Origin of the sequence: Infirmifilum sp. NZ (genome assembly GCF_022693705.1) — an archaeon.
Classification (GTDB): domain Archaea; phylum Thermoproteota; class Thermoprotei; order Thermofilales; family Thermofilaceae; genus Thermofilum.
This window is the reverse complement of record NZ_CP094288.1, coordinates 195,865-213,799: the sequence shown is the minus strand read 5'-3', so window position 1 is coordinate 213,799 and position 17,935 is coordinate 195,865. Positions and strand designations below refer to the sequence as shown.

The 17,935-nt window shown below is 62.1% G+C and carries 24 protein-coding genes; 17 read left to right on the top strand and 7 right to left on the bottom strand.

Annotated features, from left to right (window positions below; genetic code table 11):
- Nucleotides 1-56: 56 nt before the first annotated feature.
- A complete protein-coding gene (locus tag MOV14_RS01190) occupies nucleotides 57-1,379 on the top strand; it encodes a protoporphyrinogen/coproporphyrinogen oxidase (protein WP_318537406.1) in 1,323 nt (440 codons plus the stop codon).
- Here MOV14_RS01190 and MOV14_RS01185 read toward each other — a convergent pair.
- The gene (locus MOV14_RS01185) at nucleotides 1,366-3,096 is read right to left on the bottom strand and encodes a hypothetical protein (protein WP_318537405.1); all 1,731 of its coding nucleotides are present in this window, start codon (nucleotides 3,094-3,096) and stop codon (nucleotides 1,366-1,368) included. The genes MOV14_RS01190 and MOV14_RS01185 overlap by 14 nt on opposite strands.
- A gap of 39 nt (nucleotides 3,097-3,135) precedes the next feature.
- Nucleotides 3,136-3,702 (bottom strand): stage II sporulation protein M, encoded by a 567-nt coding sequence (locus MOV14_RS01180; RefSeq protein WP_318537404.1) that lies wholly within the window; start codon nucleotides 3,700-3,702, stop codon nucleotides 3,136-3,138.
- Nucleotides 3,703-3,779: 77 nt separating this feature from the next.
- On the opposite strand from MOV14_RS01180, the gene MOV14_RS01175 reads away from it, so the two are divergent.
- From MOV14_RS01175 to MOV14_RS01125, 11 genes are all read left to right on the top strand, one after another.
- Nucleotides 3,780-4,007 (top strand): hypothetical protein, encoded by a 228-nt coding sequence (locus tag MOV14_RS01175; protein WP_318537403.1) that lies wholly within the window; start codon nucleotides 3,780-3,782, stop codon nucleotides 4,005-4,007.
- Nucleotides 4,008-4,148: 141 nt separating this feature from the next.
- Nucleotides 4,149-4,430, top strand: a complete 282-nt coding sequence (locus MOV14_RS01170; protein WP_318537402.1) for a hypothetical protein — start codon at nucleotides 4,149-4,151, stop codon at nucleotides 4,428-4,430.
- A complete protein-coding gene (locus tag MOV14_RS01165; protein ID WP_318537401.1) occupies nucleotides 4,427-4,846 on the top strand; it encodes a hypothetical protein in 420 nt (139 codons plus the stop codon). The genes MOV14_RS01170 and MOV14_RS01165 overlap by 4 nt, the downstream gene beginning before the upstream one ends.
- On the top strand, nucleotides 4,830-5,258 hold the full coding sequence (locus tag MOV14_RS01160) for a hypothetical protein (RefSeq protein WP_318537400.1): 429 nt from the start codon (nucleotides 4,830-4,832) through the stop codon (nucleotides 5,256-5,258). Before MOV14_RS01165 ends, MOV14_RS01160 begins: the two co-directional genes overlap by 17 nt.
- 33 nt (nucleotides 5,259-5,291) lie before the next feature.
- Nucleotides 5,292-6,119 (top strand): GDP-mannose dehydrogenase, encoded by an 828-nt coding sequence (locus MOV14_RS01155; RefSeq protein WP_318537399.1) that lies wholly within the window; start codon nucleotides 5,292-5,294, stop codon nucleotides 6,117-6,119.
- A 29-nt stretch (nucleotides 6,120-6,148) separates the two neighbouring features.
- Nucleotides 6,149-6,607: an archaellin/type IV pilin N-terminal domain-containing protein gene (locus MOV14_RS01150; RefSeq protein WP_318537398.1), complete on the top strand. Its 459-nt coding sequence runs from the start codon at nucleotides 6,149-6,151 to the stop codon at nucleotides 6,605-6,607.
- Nucleotides 6,608-6,653: 46 nt separating this feature from the next.
- Entirely contained in the window at nucleotides 6,654-8,747 is a 2,094-nt protein-coding gene (locus tag MOV14_RS01145; RefSeq protein WP_318537397.1) for a COG1470 family protein, read from the top strand.
- Between the two features lie 45 nt (nucleotides 8,748-8,792).
- Nucleotides 8,793-9,104: a hypothetical protein gene (locus MOV14_RS01140; protein ID WP_318537396.1), complete on the top strand. Its 312-nt coding sequence runs from the start codon at nucleotides 8,793-8,795 to the stop codon at nucleotides 9,102-9,104.
- Nucleotides 9,105-9,183: 79 nt separating this feature from the next.
- Entirely contained in the window at nucleotides 9,184-9,423 is a 240-nt protein-coding gene (locus MOV14_RS01135) for an AbrB/MazE/SpoVT family DNA-binding domain-containing protein (RefSeq protein WP_318537395.1), read from the top strand.
- A gap of 134 nt (nucleotides 9,424-9,557) precedes the next feature.
- Complete coding sequence (locus MOV14_RS01130) at nucleotides 9,558-10,214, top strand: corrinoid protein (protein ID WP_442786688.1); 657 nt, start codon at nucleotides 9,558-9,560, stop codon at nucleotides 10,212-10,214.
- 16 nt (nucleotides 10,215-10,230) lie between these two features.
- Nucleotides 10,231-11,592 (top strand): monomethylamine:corrinoid methyltransferase, encoded by a 1,362-nt coding sequence (locus MOV14_RS01125; RefSeq protein WP_318537393.1) that lies wholly within the window; start codon nucleotides 10,231-10,233, stop codon nucleotides 11,590-11,592.
- Here the strand turns inward: MOV14_RS01125 and MOV14_RS01120 are convergent.
- Nucleotides 11,589-11,918 carry a YbjQ family protein gene (locus MOV14_RS01120; protein ID WP_318537392.1) on the bottom strand — a complete coding sequence of 110 codons (330 nt, stop codon included), beginning with the start codon at nucleotides 11,916-11,918 and terminating at the stop codon, nucleotides 11,589-11,591. The two genes, MOV14_RS01125 and MOV14_RS01120, sit on opposite strands and share 4 nt — an antisense overlap.
- Nucleotides 11,919-12,016: 98 nt before the next feature.
- On the opposite strand from MOV14_RS01120, the gene MOV14_RS01115 reads away from it, so the two are divergent.
- Nucleotides 12,017-12,529, top strand: coding sequence for a hypothetical protein (locus MOV14_RS01115; RefSeq protein ID WP_318537391.1), 513 nt, complete (start codon nucleotides 12,017-12,019; stop codon nucleotides 12,527-12,529).
- On the opposite strand, the gene MOV14_RS01110 is transcribed toward MOV14_RS01115, so the two are convergent.
- The 3 genes from MOV14_RS01110 to MOV14_RS01100 are packed head-to-tail and all read right to left on the bottom strand — an operon-like array spanning nucleotide 12,526 to nucleotide 14,080.
- Nucleotides 12,526-13,128 (bottom strand): CPBP family intramembrane glutamic endopeptidase, encoded by a 603-nt coding sequence (locus MOV14_RS01110; RefSeq protein ID WP_318537390.1) that lies wholly within the window; start codon nucleotides 13,126-13,128, stop codon nucleotides 12,526-12,528. The two genes, MOV14_RS01115 and MOV14_RS01110, sit on opposite strands and share 4 nt — an antisense overlap.
- A gap of 32 nt (nucleotides 13,129-13,160) precedes the next feature.
- Nucleotides 13,161-13,421 (bottom strand): hypothetical protein, encoded by a 261-nt coding sequence (locus MOV14_RS01105; protein ID WP_318537389.1) that lies wholly within the window; start codon nucleotides 13,419-13,421, stop codon nucleotides 13,161-13,163.
- Nucleotides 13,421-14,080: a hypothetical protein gene (locus MOV14_RS01100; protein WP_318537388.1), complete on the bottom strand. Its 660-nt coding sequence runs from the start codon at nucleotides 14,078-14,080 to the stop codon at nucleotides 13,421-13,423. Before MOV14_RS01100 ends, MOV14_RS01105 begins: the two co-directional genes overlap by 1 nt.
- A 162-nt stretch (nucleotides 14,081-14,242) precedes the next feature.
- Here MOV14_RS01100 and MOV14_RS01095 point away from each other — a divergent pair, with 162 nt between their 5' ends.
- Together MOV14_RS01095 and MOV14_RS01090 are read left to right on the top strand one after the other, a co-directional pair.
- Nucleotides 14,243-14,509 (top strand): hypothetical protein, encoded by a 267-nt coding sequence (locus MOV14_RS01095; RefSeq protein WP_318537387.1) that lies wholly within the window; start codon nucleotides 14,243-14,245, stop codon nucleotides 14,507-14,509.
- A gap of 205 nt (nucleotides 14,510-14,714) precedes the next feature.
- Nucleotides 14,715-14,897, top strand: coding sequence for a hypothetical protein (locus MOV14_RS01090; protein WP_318537386.1), 183 nt, complete (start codon nucleotides 14,715-14,717; stop codon nucleotides 14,895-14,897).
- A 221-nt stretch (nucleotides 14,898-15,118) separates the two neighbouring features.
- Here MOV14_RS01090 and MOV14_RS01085 read toward each other — a convergent pair whose 3' ends face one another.
- A complete protein-coding gene (locus MOV14_RS01085; protein WP_318537385.1) occupies nucleotides 15,119-15,418 on the bottom strand; it encodes a spherulation-specific family 4 protein in 300 nt (99 codons plus the stop codon).
- 187 nt (nucleotides 15,419-15,605) lie between these two features.
- On the opposite strand from MOV14_RS01085, the gene MOV14_RS01080 reads away from it, so the two are divergent.
- Nucleotides 15,606-16,343, top strand: coding sequence for an ABC transporter ATP-binding protein (locus MOV14_RS01080; RefSeq protein WP_318537384.1), 738 nt, complete (start codon nucleotides 15,606-15,608; stop codon nucleotides 16,341-16,343).
- Entirely contained in the window at nucleotides 16,336-17,898 is a 1,563-nt protein-coding gene (locus tag MOV14_RS01075) for a hypothetical protein (protein ID WP_318537383.1), read from the top strand. Before MOV14_RS01080 ends, MOV14_RS01075 begins: the two co-directional genes overlap by 8 nt.
- The last annotated feature ends 37 nt before the right edge of the window (nucleotides 17,899-17,935 follow it).

Genomic DNA, 17,935 nt, shown 5'->3' with positions numbered 1-17,935 from the left:
GGGACGCTTACAGGCGCCGAAGCAACCTTTAATTCAAGGATCACAGTAACAGCCACGTGGCCACTGCAGTCGACTTCGCGGTGCTGGGTTGCGGCTGGGCCGGTGTGCTTCTCTCGCTCAAGCTCAAGGAGAGGTTTCCGTCGGCGAGCCTCATTTGCCTTGAAGCCTCAAGCAGTCCCGGCGGCCTCCTGAGGACCGAGGTTGTCGATGGCTTCACATTCGACATAGGGGGGAGCCACATAATCTTCTCTCGGGACGAGGGCCTCCTCAGGGAAATGCTTGGCTTCGCGGGCGAGGTCGTTCCTCACGATAGACTGAGCTTCATCCTCTACGACGACCACAGAGTCCCGTACCCCTTCGAGAACGGCATCTACGCCCTCCCGCCCGAGAGGAGGGCTGAGCTGCTCGTGGGTTTCGTGGAGGCCCTGCTCGAGAACGCGAAGTCCGAGAGGAAGCCCAGAAACCTCAAGGAGTGGGCCGAGTGGTTCTTCGGCCCCGGGATAGCTGGCGAGTACCTCATACCCTACAACGAGAAGATATGGAAGAGAGGCGCAGAGCAGATAGCGGCGGACTGGCTGTACACCCCCGGGCGGCTCCCCTGGCCTGACTGGAGGGACGTGGTCAGGAGCGGTGCAGGAGTCCCCACGACAGGTTACCGCGAGCAGGCCAGGTTCTACTACCCTCTCTCCGGGGGCATCCAGAGGCTGTTCGATGGTGCAGCTGCGGCGGCCGAGAGGCTCGGAGCGCGAGTGATTCGAGGCTTCAGAGTCGAGAGGCTGGAAAAGAGGGATAGGTGGCTCATAAACGGGGAGATCGAGGCGAAGAGGGTGTTCTCAACGCTGCCTTTGAGCTCCCTCCCCGGGATCCTGGAGCTCCCCAGCGACGTCGCGCGCGCGGCCTCCAGCCTCCAGTACAACAGGGTGGTTGTGGTCGGCGTTGCATTGAGGAAGGAAGCCCCGCGCGAGCACTGGGTGTACGTTCCGCAGAGGGACCACGTTTTCCACCGCTACGCCTGGGTCTCGAACTACAGCCCCCTGAACGCACCCAGGGGTTGCTCCTCGCTGATCGCGGAGGTGACCGTGGAGCCCTGGAGGAACCTGCGGGTAGAGGAGGTCGTCGAGGAGACGATGGACGGGCTAAAGCAGCTGGGCGTGGTCAGCGAGTCGGAGGAGGAGGTTCTCTTCACTAGGGCCTGGGTCCACGAGCACGGCTACCCCGTCTACACGCACGGGCACGCCGAGGCCAGGGGCAAGGTCCTCAGCTACCTCGAAGAGCTCGGGGTCGCCAGCGTCGGGAGGTGGGGCTCCTGGCACTACTGGAACATGGACCGCGTCCTGGCGGAGGTCAACAGGCTCGCGTCGTCGCTCAGCCCAGGTTGAGCCTCCTGAGAACCTCGCCCACGTCGAAGCTCTCCCTGGCGCGTATCCAGGCCTCCTCCACGTAGAACCTGACTGCGAGCCTGAGGGCCTCGGGGTCTATTCCGAGCTCAGGCTCATCCCTGTTGAAGTACGAGGCGAGGCTCAGGGCTGAGGCGAGCTGGACCGCCCTCCGCTCCAGCCTCATGGAGAATGGGAGGGCTTTAACCTCGCCCATCGCCTCGAGGATCGCCTCCCTCGCCCTCGTAACCGCCTCGAGGTCCCGCTCCGTGAGGACCACTCTCTTGGGGGTGAAGTCCCTCACCAGGGGGTGCCCTGTCTGCACAGCGTGGACGAGTGTGAGGTGGTCCCGGATCCTCGGTGCCATTTTCGCCATCTTCTCGGTCGTGATGCCGAGCATCAGCCTCCTCTGGCTCTCTGCTAGCTCGCGGTACTTCTCCTTCGTCAGCCTGTGCAGCCTGCACAGCATCCTGTCCTCGATCGCGTTGAAGTTGGGGTCGCTGACTGTCACCTCGTAGCCCCTCTCGAGCACCCGCGTGTTGTAGTTGACGCTGAAGAACGAGGAGAACCTGTAGGGGCCGACCCTGTAGGTCTTCGTCTCGTAGGCAATGACCCCGCCCTCCAGCGCGAGCTTGAGGGGCTCCACCATCCCCCTGTGCTTGAACCAGTCGTTGAACTCCGTCACGATGAAGTTGAACCTCCTTCCCGCGTAGGCCTCGCCGATCGCTATGAACATCGCGGGCGTCATCCCGCCGCAGTACCTGTTCAGCCCCGGCAGGCCGTGTGGCGGCACGCCGAGCGACTCGTTGCCCAAGATGAAGTCCTTCGTGGCGAAGGTCTTACCCGTCCCCGGCTCCCCGAAGAGCGCTAGGTTGAAGCCCGTGGACATGGCCTTGTGGCCGGACTCCGTGACGACCGGCGTGTCCGCTATCGAGTACTGCTGCGCCAGGGTGAGTAGCTCGTCGAAGAAGATCACGCTCCCGAACAGGTCCACAAGGTACTCCACTAGCTTCGCGACAGTGAAGCTTCTGCCGAAGCTCAGCGCTTCGTCCAGCCTCTCCCTGACGAGCCCCTCGAGGTAGGAGTTGTACGCGGCTTCCATCTCCAGCACTTGGACGAACTCGTCCTCGGCCTGCCTCGTGCTCAGCCTGGGTATGGGCTTCGACTCCACAGCCTTCACGAACTCCTCCACCACGGGCCTTATCTCCTCCGGTATCGTCCAGCCCTTTTCGCGGGCCGACCCCGACTCCCACACCAGCTCCCACCTGTCCCTCAGCTGGGCCAGGAGGCGCGCGGCGTTGAGCCTCGACCCAAGTATCTCGCTGGCCCTCGCCTCCACGGACGCGTAGGGTGCCTCCCCGAGCTCGAGCAGGGCCTTCAGCACCGCGTAGGTCTTGATGCCGTTGAGCCTGAAGGCCTCCCAGACGGCCTCCCTCACCTGCCCCCATGAGCCCTCGAGGATGAGCTCGCCGCCCCTGACGGTGTAGTAGCGGCCGCGGAAGGAGTAGTACTCCCTGTAAGGGGATAGCCTGAAGACCTCGACCAGCTGGGAGTCGCTGATAATCCCGGCGAGCTCCTCTAGGCTCCTAGGCCAGCCCTGCCTGAGCCCGAGTACCTCGCCGTAGACCCTAGCCCTCAGCTCCCAGCCTGACGGCTGCTCAAGCTGTGGTAGAAAGCGCTTGAGCAGTATCACGCGCTCAGCGATCTTGTCGTACGCCACCCCGACATCAATCCAAAGTAGGAGGAGCGCCGCTGGAAGTTATAAGCTTTGCACCGCCGCCACCACAGCCGGTGTGACAAACCCCTCGATGAGCGCGGCTACGAGAAACAGGGCGACGATGACAACCAGGTCTCTTGGAAGCCTGCGCAACACACCGTTTAGCTCCCGCGAGCCCCTCAGGATCCTGAGCCACAGGGCTAAGCCGAGCTCCAGGGAAACGCTCACCGTGTAGACAAGCGCCGCGACCTCGACGACACCGTGGGGGAGCACCGAGGCGAGGATCAGGAGCGGGGGCCTCCCCATCGAGACCTCCATAGCGCACACCAGGCCAAGAAGCGCCCCGTTGCCCAAAACCACCAAGATGGGCATCGCCATAGTGAAACCGAGGAGGAGCGTCATCAGGGCGACCCGGATGTTGTTCGTGAAGATCAGCATCGACAAGCCTAGCCCCGGCTTGAGGCTACCACCCACCCTCCCGAGTACAGCCTCCCGTAGAAGGTCGTACACCATCCTGGCGGTCTCGGGCGAGAGTGACGGTAGCGTGTAGCCTGCAAGGAGTCCCACGAGGAACAGGGAGGTAGATAGGACAGCTAACTTCAGCCTCACGCGCTGTTCACCGACCCGGCCTCAAATAAGTTTTCGCATGGTGAAGGCATTTTACCACTCAAAGCGAAACACTGACCGTGGAGAGGTTGCTCGAGAAGTGGAAAGCAGAGGACGCGGAGGCCAGAGAAGTCAGGAAGAGGTTCGCCGACTGGGCTTTCATCGAGTCCCAGCCTGAGCCCATACGCTCGGAGCTGAAGTGCTTCGTAGAGCTAGGGGACATGCGCCTAGCCGCCAAGATAGCCGGGCTCTCTATAGACGAGTTTAACCAGCTGAGAACCAAGGCCAAAATACCGGTAGTCGTTTAGCGTATGCTTCGCTCGCGGAAGAGAATGCCGAGTAAACCCCGCTTGCATCTAGGGTTACCAATTGTAACAAGCACTTCGTTAAAAATCTTTAAACCCTGGTCAAGAAAGTTATATAAGCAGAGTAGAGTTCCTTAAAGTGTTATGTCGTATTTTTCACTGGGTAGTGAAGGTTTAAGGACGCTGAGCACTGTTCTCGGGATATTTCTGGTAATCCTAGTGTTCGCGGTCGCGCTGCAGTTCTTCTACTCCTACCAGAGGCCCCAGCTGGGAGCGGACCTCCAGTCCTCGATAGCGGGGCTGGCGTCCGAGGCCGTCTACCTCCTCGGGAAGGTAGCCTTCCTCGGCGTAGCCCTGCTCGCCGCGGCGCAGCTGCTGAAGTACGGTCTAGCGAGAGGCAGCCGGGAGGGTGAGCGGGAAGCTTGAGTTTCCCCCTTAAGCTAGCAGCCTACGCGGTGTCGACCCTCCTCCTGCTGGCCTGCGTAGCACCGCTCCTCAGCTTCGCCGGAGACGCCGCGAGCCTCGGCTCAGGGCTCTTCAGCTTGGAGCCCGCTTTCACCGTCGAAGAGGGGGGCCGCGCCAGCTTAAAGCTGACCCTAACCTACAGGGGCAACACCCCCGTTACCGCATTCACCCTGAGGGCTAGAGCGCTCTGCGGGAACACCGTCTGCGCGGAGGCGTCAAGCACGCCCGCCACGCTCGCGCGCGGAGCTTCCATCACGCTGGAGTTAAAGGTGCCCTTGACGGCGGACACACTAGAGCTCGAGGCCGAGGGCCTCCTGGGCGGGGTGTACAGGTTCCGTGCCGTGCAGGAGGTGAGCTTAGGTGGCATTCGAGGCTGAGGGGAGGCGAGGCTTGTTGTGGACGCTCGCGAGGGCCCTTGCCTCAGCCTTCATCACCGCCGTCGCCGCCCTGCTGCTACTCCTGGCTGGGAGGCTCCTTGCATCGTCTCTGGGGATGGCCTACGGCCTCGAGGGTCCGATCGCCCTCCTAGTCGTCTTCATGGCCTCCGCTTTCTCGTTTACGCGGGTGCTTCTCGAGCGCTCCCCGGTTAGCCTACTCCTCTCCCTTGCCTCGAGGCTTGTCCAGGCTTACGCTTTCCTGATAGGGCTGGGCGGGACGACCGCTTCTCTTGCGGTTGCGCAGGGGCTTAGGATGGAGCTGGACCTGAGCCCGCTGGCCTTCATCGTCCTGGTTGGCGCGCTCATCCTATCGCTGTCGGATGCATATGACTGGGTTTCGAGGTCAGCCTAAACGTTTATTACCCTCAGGGCTCTCTGAGCACCGGTGTCGAGGACGAGGATACTAGTCGTGGGGCTCGGCGAGGTTGGAGGGGCGCTATTCGAGGTGGCCCGAGACTCCGGCCGCTTCGAGGTTTACGGCTACGACGCAGACCCGGCGAAAACCGTTCACAGGCTCGAGGAGGTTCCGAGGCCCGTGGACGTGTTGCACGTGGCGATACCCTACAGCGCCAGCTTCGTGGACCACGTCAGCCGGTACGCGCGGGAGTTCAGGCCGAGGTTCGTTATAGTGCACTCCACGGTCGCCCCTGGCACAACGAGGAGGTTGCACGGCCAGCTTGGCCTCCCGGTGGCGTTCTCGCCGGTGAGGGGGAAGCACCCGAAGATCAAGGAGCACCTCTACTTCTGGCCCAAGTGGGTCTCAGCGCTCCCCAGGGAGTCCGCGGAGGAGGCGAGGAGGCACCTGGAGGAGATGGGCCTCAAGGTCAGGGTCTCCGAGGAGGAGCCTGAGGCGCTCGAGCTAGCAAAGCTCTGGGAGACGGTCTACAGGGCTGTGATGATCGCCGCCTGGCAGGAGGTCGACCGCATAGCCAGGCGCCACGGCGTGGGCTTGAGGACGGTGGCGGAGTTCGTCGCCGAGGTCCACAGCGTGCTACACGACAGGCCGGTCTACTACCCCGACTACATCGGCGGCCACTGCCTCATACCCAACACCCGCATCCTCAACGAGGCCAGCCCGTCCAAGCTCCTGGAGTTCGTCTTGGAGTCCAACGAGCAGAGGCTACGCGAGCTCCAGGACCCCCAGGTGAGGAGAGAAGTCGAGGAGCTGCGCGAGCTCTTCCTCAGCCTGACGAAGAGGGACTACTACCTCTAGATTTTTAACGTTAATTTTATAAAATTGGCATGCAGTTGTACCTACCGATGAGGCGGCAAGCAGTATCGCCGGTTATCGCGACACTCCTGCTCATCGTCATAGCCGTCGCAGCCGCCGTGCTAGCATACATCTGGATCATCGGCTACCAGGGCACACTCACCCAGCAAGCCAGCGCCCAGCAGCTCCAAGAGAGGATAAAGATCGAGGCTGTAAACTACAGCAACGGCAACCTCGATGTGTACGTCAGGAACATTGGAGATGTTGCTGTGGACATTTCAGCCGTGTACCTTATTGACGCCAGCAGCGGCACCGTCATCGCTAATCAATCAGTCACTGACGTAACCCTCACTCCAGGCGGTGTGAATCGCGTTCAAATCCTCGCCAGTAACATGCCGTCTGCTGGCCTGCAGTCTGGTAAGACGTACACCGTGAAGGTTGTGACAACTAAGGGCACGGAGGCAACCTACACCTGGACGTACAGGACTTAAAGCGTCTAAAAATTTGCACTAAATATTTTTTCTTTTTCCTGTGGGTATGGAGAGGGGAGTATCGCCGGTCTTAGCGTCCCTGCTCCTCGTACTGGTCGCGGTGGCAGCGGGGGTTCTAGCCTACCTGTTCATCTCGGGCTTCAGGCCCTCCGTTAGTGGTGCGCGCCCCCTCCTTAAGGTGGAGGGTGTCGGCTTCGAGGGCGGGCTAGTGCTCTACGTCAGGAACATCGGCGAAACGAGGGAGGTTTTGGACGCGGTCTACGTCTACGACAGCTCAGGCAGGCTCGTATGGCACGCAGGCGGCCTCAACCTCACCGCGCAGCCCGGGCAGCTCGTGCTCGTGCGACTAGATTTGGCAAGCCTCAAGCCTGGCGAGAGGTACACTGTAACGGTCGCCGGGGCCAGCGGGGTGGTGTCCCCGGGGTTCAGCTTCATGTACACCGGCGCCGGCGGCATAGCTTACGCAACCCTACTGGTATACGTGTACCCGCCTGGCTCTGGCTCCACGGATCCTGCTCCCGGCAGGTACGTGTACCCTGCTGGTAGCAGGGTGCGTGTCTCCGCTTCGCCGGCTGCCGGCTACGCTTTCTCCGGGTGGCTTCTGAACGGCTCGGCCCTCTCCACTAGCCCCGTGGTGGAGGTGGTGGTTGCGGGGGTGGTTAACCTGACCGCTGTGTTCCAGCCCCTCCAGCCGCCCCGCTTCTCGATCCTCAGCTACAACTCAAGCATCAGCGGCGCGGTGGGCTCGAGGCAGTTTCTGGTGGTTAAGGTGAACAACACCGGCCAGCAGGCGGGCGTGGCGGTGGTGGAGGTCTACGACCACAACAGCAACCTCGTCAACGCGACCCAGCTCTCAGTACCCCCCGCCGCGCCCCAGACCGCCAGCCTCGCCGTCACGCTCCCCGCGGCGAGGGGCACATACACCTGGACACTCAAGGTCAAGAACCCAGCCACAGGCAGCTACGACGACTCCAAGGCAATCGCCGTCACAGCCCTTCAGCCGGCGCGCTTCGCGATAGCGAGCAGCACTGGCAGCGTCTCAGGCCCACCGGGCTCGAAGGCCCTCGTCAGCGTCACTGTCGCGAACACCGGGGACCTGCAGGGCGACGCTAGGGTGGAGGTGCGGGACAGCAGCGGAGGCCTAGTGAACTCCACAGCACTAACCATACCACCCGGCTCGCAGGCACAGGCACAGCTACAGGTAACACTCCCCACAACCCCCAGCACCTACACCTGGACAATAGCCGTGCTCAACCTAGCCACGAACAGCTACGACGACAGCCGGAGCATGATAGTCACCGTCACGCAACCCCTGCTCGCGGGCCCAAGAAGGGCGGCCGTGTACTACGACACCTTCGACGCCGACCCCATCAACTCAAATCTCACACCCCTCTCCTGCAGCTGGCAGCACGACAGCACAGACAAGCTCCTCTACGTCACCGCGAGCAGCAACCCCAGCAGCTACGATGGAGAGTGCCTGCTAACTTACACCTCCCAGCAGCTGACGGGGAAGGTGTACGTGGCGGCCCTGGTGAGCTTCACCGGAGGCTCCGGCCGGGCAGGAGTAGTGTACGGAGAGAGCGACTACAAGAAGTTCTACGAGTGGTCCCTCGACTCCTCAGGCTACTACAGCATATACCGCTTCGTCGGAAACTGGCACCCCATAAGCAGCGAGCACGGCTCCTTCCAGAGCGGGGTCTGGTACGACCTGGTAGGCTTCTACGACAGCGATAGCGACGCCATCGAGCTCTGGAGCAACGGCTCGCGCAAGGTGTCAGACGGAGACAAGAGCGTTCATCCCGTGTACCCAGGGCTGGGCGCCTACTGGGTCAGCGGGGCGCTCACCGTCAGGTTCGACAACCTTGTCGTCTCGGTGGACGCTAGGCCCTGGTTCGTGAACGTGACGGGCCTACCGGACGGCTGGACGGCGAGGGTGAGGGTGGGCTCCACTGTGGTCTCGAGCGCCAAAGCGGCGGGCGGCGTGGCATCGATACCGCTGTGGCTCTCAGAGGTCCCCTCGAAGGACTACGCCTTCATAGTCAGGAACGCAATCCTCGAGGTCCTCGACCCCAGCGGCACCACCGCAGCCACCCTGGGGCCAGCAGACATCGTCGGCGGAGACGTCTACACCTACGGCTAGCCCCCGAGCGTCAACCTTATATTCTGAGTGTTTATTCCTGTGGCTGTGAGTTTGGAGGAGGCTTTGAGGGAGGCTGTGGAGGAGTTCAACAGGTACCACGGGGCTGAGGGCAGGGCAAGGGTCCTCTGGGTTGAGGAGGGTAGGTTCGCGGTTGAGTTTAGGGGGAGCTTCTGCGTGACGTGCGGCTTCTACGACTACTTCGAGGACTTCGCCTACCTGCTTGCCGGGAGGGGCTTCAGGGCCGGCATCGTCTCGGTGGAGGAGCTGGAGGACGGTGCGGTGGTCGAGTACAGGCTGCTGCGCGAGGGCGAGGAGTGGCGCTTCGCGCCGGAGCGAGTCGTCCTGATACTTGAGTGAACTGACTAAGTCTTCTAGGAGTACTGTAGCGTCTGATGCTACAGAAAGCTTAATGGTCTGCCAAAAGCGCAGCATAAGCGTGGCAATAGTGGTTGAAGTCGACAGCGAGGGTCGGGTCTACCTTCCAGCCAGTGTGCGCCGTGCGGTACCCTTTAAGCGCTTCATAGTCAGGGTTGAGGGTGAGCGGATTGTGCTCGTGCCCGTAAAGGTTGGAGAACACTACGGGGCCGCTAAACCAGCCGCCTACGACACGGCTGAGCAGATAGATGAAGCGGTGGTTCGTGAGACGGAGAGAGTGCTCGAAGAAGATGTTCATTGATGCGAGCGTGCTCCGCTACTTCCTAGAGGCCTGGGCTCTGGTCGTCGCTCTAGGGGCGGTGGGCCTTCTTGAGAAGGGTTTTCATTTTTCACGGATGAGATAACAATGCTTAAAGTCTTCGCGTAGGTTATCGGATTGTGGACTGCAAGGATCTGTTAAACAGGGTTCGTAGGGCCGTCGCGGGGCTGGACGGCGAGCTGACGCGCAAGCTCGTAGAGGAGGCTCTGAGAGCAGGCTGTAGCCCGCTTGCAGTGGTCGAGGAGGGCTTGAGGCCCGGCATGTGGGAGGTTGGGGAGAGGTTCGAGCGGGGCGAGTACTTTCTGCCCGAGCTCATAGCTGCCGCGGACATCTTCAACGGCGTGATGGGGGAGTTGCTTCTGCCGCTTCTCGAGGCCTCGAGGCAGTCCTCCGGCAGGGGGAGGGTCGTGATAGGCACGGTCCGCGGGGACATACACGACATCGGGAAGAACCTGGTGGCGGTGATGCTGAGGGTGAACGGGTTCGAGGTGGTGGACCTGGGGGTCGACGTGCCGCCTGAGAAGTTCGTCGAGGCCGTGAGGGCCTACAGGCCAGACATCCTGGGGATGAGCGCGCTGCTCACGACGACGATGCTGGAGATGAGGAACGTCATCGACGCGCTGAGGGCGGCGGGCTTGAGGGACAAGGTGAAGGTGATCGTCGGCGGCGCCCCGGTGACAGAGGAGTTCGCCAGGGAGATCGGGGCCGACGCCTACGCCAGGGACGCAGTCGAGGCGGTAGAGAAGTGCAAGAAGCTGCTGGGCAGGGATTGAGCGAGAGGTGCGTCGCATGCTGACCCCCCTGCAGGTCGAGGGGAGGGCGAGGCTCGGCGAGTACGTCGAGCAGAGGAGGTTCGACCTCGAGCTGGTCTCCAGGAGGGTCGCCGAGCTGGAGAGGGAGCACGGCGTAGCCTACGACCCCTCCTGCCCCGTGCCCGGCGACGCGGGCCTCGGGAGGTCGGTGTTCGAGGCGGGCTTCGAGCTCGCCCTTGAGGTTGGGCTCTACGTGGTGGAGGAGAGCAGGGTCGCGAGGTTCGCCGAGGAGGAGCTGCGGGAGGCCCTAGCCAGCGCGCGCCGCGAGCTGGTGCTGGGCAGGGGGCTGGACGCTAGGCTGCTGTGGGCGAGGGTCCCGGGCGACAGGAGGAGGCCCTTCGTGTTCGGCGGCCTAGCTGGGACGCCGGTGCCCGAGGAGTACTTCTACGCCACGGCACTCTCCTACACGAGGCAGCCGCTCGTGGACGCTCTGGACCACGGGAGCATACAGGAGGTGTCGGGGGTCAGGGTCAAGGCTGGCGCGCCGAGCGAGGCCGTGGCTGGTGTCAGGGAGCTGCTGCACCTGCGCCGCGCGCTCAGGGACTCCGGGAGGCCCGGGATGCACCTCCTCGCCGGCGAGAGCAGCATCTCGTCCGTCGCCAGCCTCGCGGCGATGTCCGCTGGCCTCCTGCTCGAGGGGGACGCGCAGCTCCTGCCCGTGCTGAACGAGCTGAAGACGGACTACTCCCAGCTGACCAAGGCGCAGGTCGGCCTCGAGAAGGGGGTGATCGGCGCGGCGCTGGTCGACCCGATCGTCGGGGGCTTCGCAAGAGGCCCCGCGGGTTCCGCGATAGTCTCCGTGGCTGAGACGATCCTGGCGCTCGCGGCCTACAGGGCTGGCTACGTGCTGATCCACCCCACGCACATCGTCAAGAAGGCCACCTCGTCGGCGGAGTGCATCTGGGTGCAGGTTGCGGTTGGCCTGGCGAACGAGCACATGAAGCTACCACTGGTGGCCGACGTGTGGCCGGCCTTCGGGCTGGGCACGAGGGAGTACCTCTACGAGGTGGCCGCCAACACCGTGGCCGCAGCCGCGGCAGGCCTACACCTCCTGGGCCCGGTTCCCGCGAACGGAACAGCCCCCAACGGCGGGGGGCTGGAAGCGCAGCTCATGGCGGAGCTCGGCGCCGCGGTGGCGTCCCAGGGCCTTGGCCTGAGCGATGCCTGCGCCGTCGTGCAGGAGCTCTATAAGAGGTACGGTGAGAAGCTGCGGAGCCCCTCCTACGGTAAGCCCTTCTGGGAGGTCTACAACCCCGCCTCAGGCGCACCCAGTACAGGGTGGGTCGAGGTCATCCGCTCCGTTAAGGCGGAGCTGGCGGAGATCGGTCTGGGCCTCTAGCCCGCCTGCTCGGGCTCCACCTCCACGGCTGTGCCCGTAGCCGTCACGATGATGAAGCCCTCAAGGACCTCGGAGGTCTCGAAGTCTAGGCCCACGACGGCGTTCGCCCCCATCTGCCTGGCAGAGTTAATGAGGTCGCTGAGCGCCTCATCTCTCGCCTTCTTCAGCTCGGTCACGTAAGCGCTCGAGGCTCCCCCGACAATCGCCTCTATCCCCGCCGCCATCCTGCCCAGAAAGCCCCTCGTTCTAACGCTCATGCCAGTCACGACCCCCAACACCCACTTGATCCTGTAGCCCGGGATGCTGGGGGTTGTGGTTACTATCATCGATGAGCACTTGATTGTCCGGTTAAAAGCCTTTACTGCCCGCTATAGGGTGGATAAGCATAATTACCTGAGCCGCGCCAGATGATTAGGCAAGCTTCATGCCTCCCGACAAGGTGACTCGGCCTGTTCTAGCGAAGCACCTCGCCATGTGCGGGGCCGGGGTCTTCGGGGCAAGGTACATTGCCCTCGAAAGCCTCAGGACGCCGGGAGGGGTTGAGGTCGACCTGGTTGCCGTCTCGATCTCCCCAGCCCTGGCCGTGCACGCGGTGTTCGTCGGTGCCACTTACAGCGAGGCAAGGCAGGCGCTGGAGAGGCTGACCCGAGCTGTTCAGGAGGGGGTGGCTAACATCCACTGGCTAGCGGTCCCCTTCGAGGCTTACGTGGCGCTGGGGAGGCCCGAGGAGCTCAGGAGGAGCGGAGCGGGGCTCATCGTCGTGAAGGCGGAGTCCACCTTCGGCCTTGGGAGCGCCGAGACTCTGGTCGAGCTCGAGCCCAAGCCGGTGAAGAGACGAGTTCCCTGGCCGCAGCTCGATGAGGCTCTCAGAGCTAAGAGTAAGCAGGACGTAGTGAAGGAGCTCGCAGAGACCCTCGGAAGGAAGCCGAAGCTCTAGCCGATCACCGCTGGCACGGGGAGCGCGTAGAGAACCGCGTAAAGCCACAGCGCGTGCCCCAGCCCCGAGGCGGCGACACCGGCCTTCTCAGCGACAAAGCCCAGCACAAGCCCCACGGGTACGGCTGCGAGGACCAGCAGGGGCATCCCCGAGACGAGGTGAACCAGGGAGTAGGGCACCACGGACAGCCACCACCTCTTCCCCAGCACCCTCACTACAACGTAGCCTTGGACGTAGCCTCTCCAGTAGACCTCCTCCGCCACGCCCAGCACGAGCAGCCCGAGCAGCTGGAGTAGGCCGGGCTTCACCGAGCTGTACACGGCTTCTACCTGCCACCACATGCCCGTCGCTTTGGCGAACAGCCCCCCAGCCAGGAATGCAGCGTACAGCGCCGCGGCTCCCCCGAGCGTGTAGGCGGGCCACAGGCTACCCTTGAGGTCGACCCTCACTCTCCCGGTAGCGAGGACGCACGCCGCCAGCAGAGCCGCGACGACGGACATGGCTTCCACCATTTGGCCGCGCAGGAGCTGGAAAGGGACGGTGAAGAGCAGCCAGGGCAGGGCCAAGAGGAGCGTGTCAAGCCGGGTGAGCTTCTCCACAACGCGGTAACCGCCCCGTCAAAAAATATTTTTTACTCGAGCTCCAGCTTGGCCAGCTCCTCCTCAACCCTCCTGAGCCTCGCCTCGATGTCGAGGATCGCGAGCAGCAGCAGGGAGCCCAGGAGGTAGGGGTTCGACAGCGACTCGGCGACGTGTGACCTGCTGATCCACATGGATTCAAGCCTCTCGAGCGCTCCCCGCTCATCCTCGCCCAAGAGCTCCCAGAGCTCCCGCCTGATCCTTGAGACCTCTTCCCTGAGCCTGGAGGTGAAGCTGTAGTTAACCCTGCCCACTAGAACCACCCCTCTACGCTGCTCAGCCTGCCCGTGAAGGTCTTCGCCGCCTCGGGGCGCGCGGCGCTCTTGACCAGCCTGGCCTCCACGTAGGATCCGCGCCTACCCCTGAGCCACACCGCGCTCGACGCGAAGTGCAGGACGTAGGCCGGGGCGTCGGGCCAGCCCCTGCGAGCCGACTCATCAACCATCAGCACCAGGGGCACGCCCCTGGCCATCACAGCCTTGGCCCTCGAGAGGGCTTTCAGCAGGAGAGGGTGCGCGGCCTGCCTAAAGAGCCTTGAAAGCCTGTAGAGCACGACTAGGCCAGCCCCGGTCCTCTGCAGCAGTCGCTCGTAGTCCAGCTCCACGGCCTGCCTCCTGTTGTACACTGTGGCGAGGTAAACCATTTTCAGACCGGCGGCGGGGTCAAGCCCCTCGGCGAGCATGTACTCCGCGAGCGCGTAGGTGTCTATCAGCCGGGCCTCGTGGTAGTCCACGAAGGTCACGGCGAGCGTCCTGTCGCCCATGGAGGCCCAGCGAGCCGCGAGCCTGTACAGAGCAACCTCCAGCAGGCTGGGCTGCCCGTAGACGAGGAGCGAGGCCCCCGGGTGCACCCCGTCGACTAGGAACTCCGTGCCCTCGGCGGCGAGCTCCGACGCTCTGATGAATGCTCTCACGTGCGTTGAGGCGCCTCAGGGAGTCATAAGCGTTAGCGGCTGTGCTCTGGGGGGTGCTGCAGACGAAAATATATAGTTTTCGTTCAAAGCGATAAGTGCTCTCGCGGCCACCGACGGCTGGGGGCCGAGACAGTCAGCAGAGAGGACGTCTACAGTAGCGATGTGATGCTCTTCTTCTCGAACCCTGCTGAGGCTGTCAGCGGTGCGGCCATGATTTTCTTCCCGTTAAGCGTAGGGCAGTACAGGCAGATGCTTTTGCTGCACGACCTGGGCTTCTACCTAACCCTGATCTTCGTTTACTTACACCTGTTCGCCGTGCTTCACCCGGCGAACGCGCCCATACTCAGGGCGATGTTCAGGGACGGCATGCTCTCGCTGGAGGAAGCGAGGAAGCACATGCCGAAGTGGCTGCAGCGCAAGGGGCTTTAAGTACTTCGCTAAAATTTACTTTTTTTACCTCAATCCTCTTCTACTCCTGCACGCCGAGCACAGAATAATGATGCTTTACTCTACGTCGCCGGTATTAGCGCCGGGAAACCTGGCCATGGATTGCCTAAGATCTAAAAAATCTTTGAAAAAGTTTCATCGATAACTGGGATAAACTTAAATATAGCTCTTGAACTACGTCAAATTAATGAGCGACAAAGGACAAGTAGTGAGAATACCCGAGGAGCTGTACCTTGAGCTCGTACGCGTGGCTGAGCACATGGGCCGGGAACCGAGCGAGGTAGTGGTAGACTTAATCGGCGGCTTCGTTAAGACACATGCGACCCAGACAAACGTAGGGGACTTCCCCTACTCCGACTACGGGGAGTAAAAAAGAAAAAAGGCGTTTTTCTCAAATGGCTTTTCTCTACTCGAAACGATAAATGGTGGTGTTCGAGGGCCTTCAGCCCGAGTACGTTATGCTAGACGAGTTTGCCGTAGCGGTTGACAAGCACTACAGGCTCTAAGTAAACGGGACAGCTGTACCCGGGTTGAATACTATGGTGAGGTCACTCCTCTGTCTAATATACTGCGCAAGCGACTCGTAGTAAATCACGTCCTCCGCTCGGTCTGAAACCCGTCCACGAGGAAACCCCGCGCTTCCGGGTGAAGCTCAAGCCATTTGTCCATGTCTCTCTCCGCCTCGGTGAGCGGTCGCGAAGCCCAGCCGGTGTGAACGTAGCCTAAGACAAGCCCGTCTCCAGACGATACCCTCCTGATCCACCTCGTGTAATTCCGGTCCACTTCCGTCCCCGGCCCGTTACTGGGGTTGGCGATGACCATGATACTCCAGCGTGCGGACAGAAGAGCCAGCCTAGACCAGATCTCCTCGCTGTATAAGTAAGCTGGCACAAGTATCCACCTGTCAAAGCCTGCTTGAGCGTAACATCAGTTGCTTCGAGGGATCGCCTCGAGAGGCTCGGCAAGCAACCCCGAGAAGGCTAGAGCCAGCATCACAACGACTTTCGAAGCCGCGAATTTGTCCATGCGAAGACTCAAAACCCGGCAACGTTTTTAATTTTACGTGCTTTCCCAGCTTGTGTCCGAGGGCATTCTCGTCGAAAACCTCTACAAGAGCTACAGCAGGAGAGTCGTGCTGAGGGGCGTGTCCCTGAGGGTCAGGTACGGGGAAATATACGGGCTACTGGGCCCGAATGGGGCCGGCAAGACTACAACCCTCAAGTCCATAGTGGGGCTTGTCCAGCCCGATAGCGGGAGGATCGAGGTGTGCGGGTACGATGTGAGAAGCCAGAGGTTGCAGGCCTTGTCGTGCGTGGGCTATGTCCCCGAGCTCGCTGTGGGCTTCGACTACCTGACCGTTAAGGAGTTCCTCGAGTTCGTCGCCTCGCTGAGGGGTGTTCCCTGGGAGTCAGTCGAGGGCAACGTTCACCGCTTGTCGGAGAGGTTCAGGCTCGAGGAGCACATGGACGCGTTTATGGGGAGGCTTTCAAGGGGCACAGTCCAGAAGGTTCTGGTCGTCAGCGCGCTCATGTTCAAGCCTCGCGTGCTTGTTCTCGACGAGCCTACGTCGGGAATGGACCCGGAGAGCCAGCGGGTGTTCCGAGAGGAGGTGGCCTCGCTTGCCTCAAGCGGCGCAGCTGTGCTGATTTCTAGCCACCTGCTCGACACGGTGGAGAAGCTCTGCAGCCGCGTCGGAATCCTCCACAAAGGCTCGATAATCGCGGAGGGTACCCTTGAGGAGGTTAAGAGAACAGCCAGCGGTGGCGGAAACGCAACCCTAGAGGAGGTCTTCCTAACCCTCACACGGGGTGAGTAGCCTGCCCAAGCCACTCGTCGTAGCCTTCTACCTAGCTAAGAACAACCTCAACCCACTCCTCAGGAGGAGGCCGGGCCAGGCTGCGCTATACCTGCTGGCTCTCACTCTCCTAGCAATGATCCTGCTACCCCTGGCAGTCAAAGCCGCCGCCCCACAACCGCCTAGCTGGGTTTACGGGCTCGGTTTGAGCCGGGAGGGGCTGGTTAAGAGCACCAGCGCTCTGCTCACCGTCACTTTTCTCCTTACGCTCATCAGGGGCAGGAGGGAGGTCGCCGCGTCCGAGGAGGCTGAGCATGAGCTTCTGCTGGCGCTTCCCCTGAGGATGGGGGAGTACGTGATCGGGAAGACCGTTTACTTCGCCATCCAGACGCTTTTCTACTCGGCACCGGTGCTCTACATCGGCATACCCCTCGTGTATAGTCTCGCGGGTTTCAGCTCCGCTCGGGCGGTCCTCCTCGTCCTGGCCGTGGTCGCGTTGTCCGTGTACGCTGAAACGCTCGTAATGCTGGCTACGATCGCCAGAGTCCTCAGCGGTGAGAGGCCTATCGCCGATGTGATCGGCTACGCGTACCTCGCCGCGTCGCTGGTCCACTCGCTCCTCGTCCGAGACGTGTCCCCGCTCCTGGTCGCGCCGAGCCTCCCGGCTGTGAGGCCCCTTGTCGACGTCTTCTCGAGAAAAGTTGCGGTCTCTCAGCTCCTCGAGGAGTTCGCTATACTTGCACTCGTGTTAGCCTCTCTCTTGGTCGCGCTGTACCTTCTCTCGGAGCACGTGCACCCCGAGAACGTGCGCCCGCTCGCTGAGATTCTGCGGGAGATTGGGCTGGCGAGGAGGAAGCCTGTCTCGCTTGCTGGGCTCTCACCTCGGGAGGCGGTCTACAGGGTGACGCTGGGGCTCACCTTCCTCACCAAGCGCCACGCTATCTTTGTCACTGTTGGCTTGTCCTTGGCGGTGCTCTTGGCACTCGTGCTAAAGAAGCTAGGTATGGAGGTGGACCCGCTGACCTTGTCTGCCTTCGCTGTCGTTTTCATAGCCAGCGAAACCACCATAACCTCCGCTTTCACGGCCCAGAGAGACTTATCGCACCTCTGGCTCTACAGGACCGCGCCGTGGAGCCTGAAGCCGCTCTCCAGTGCTCTGCTCGCTAAAACTCTGCTGTACAGCCTGGAGGGGTTCACGCTGGTTGGGCTCTTCAGGGCCGTGTACAGCTGGAACGCGGCCTGGCTGCTACTGCCGATCGCGTCTCTGCCTTTCCTGTGCTTCACCGCAATCCTGATGCTGGGCTTCATGGTCTCTGTGTCTGCGAGGCGTAGGCTTGTACGCTACTCCTCGAGGGGGTTCTACATGGTCGAAGACCTGGTTGCAACTGCTCTCATGGGCTTCTCAACAGTGCTCGCCGTCGTGGCGCTGACGCTTTTCGAGCTGATGCTCGAGTACGCCAGCACCCTCGCGTGGCCCCTCTACCTCGCCGCTGTTTCCACAGCCGTGGCGTTGCTGCTGTTTAAGGTCGGTGAGGACACTTTGTACAGGAGGATGTGGGTCTCGGACGTCTCGTAGGGAGTTTAGAGCTAGGTTTAAATCCTGGGACGCTTGA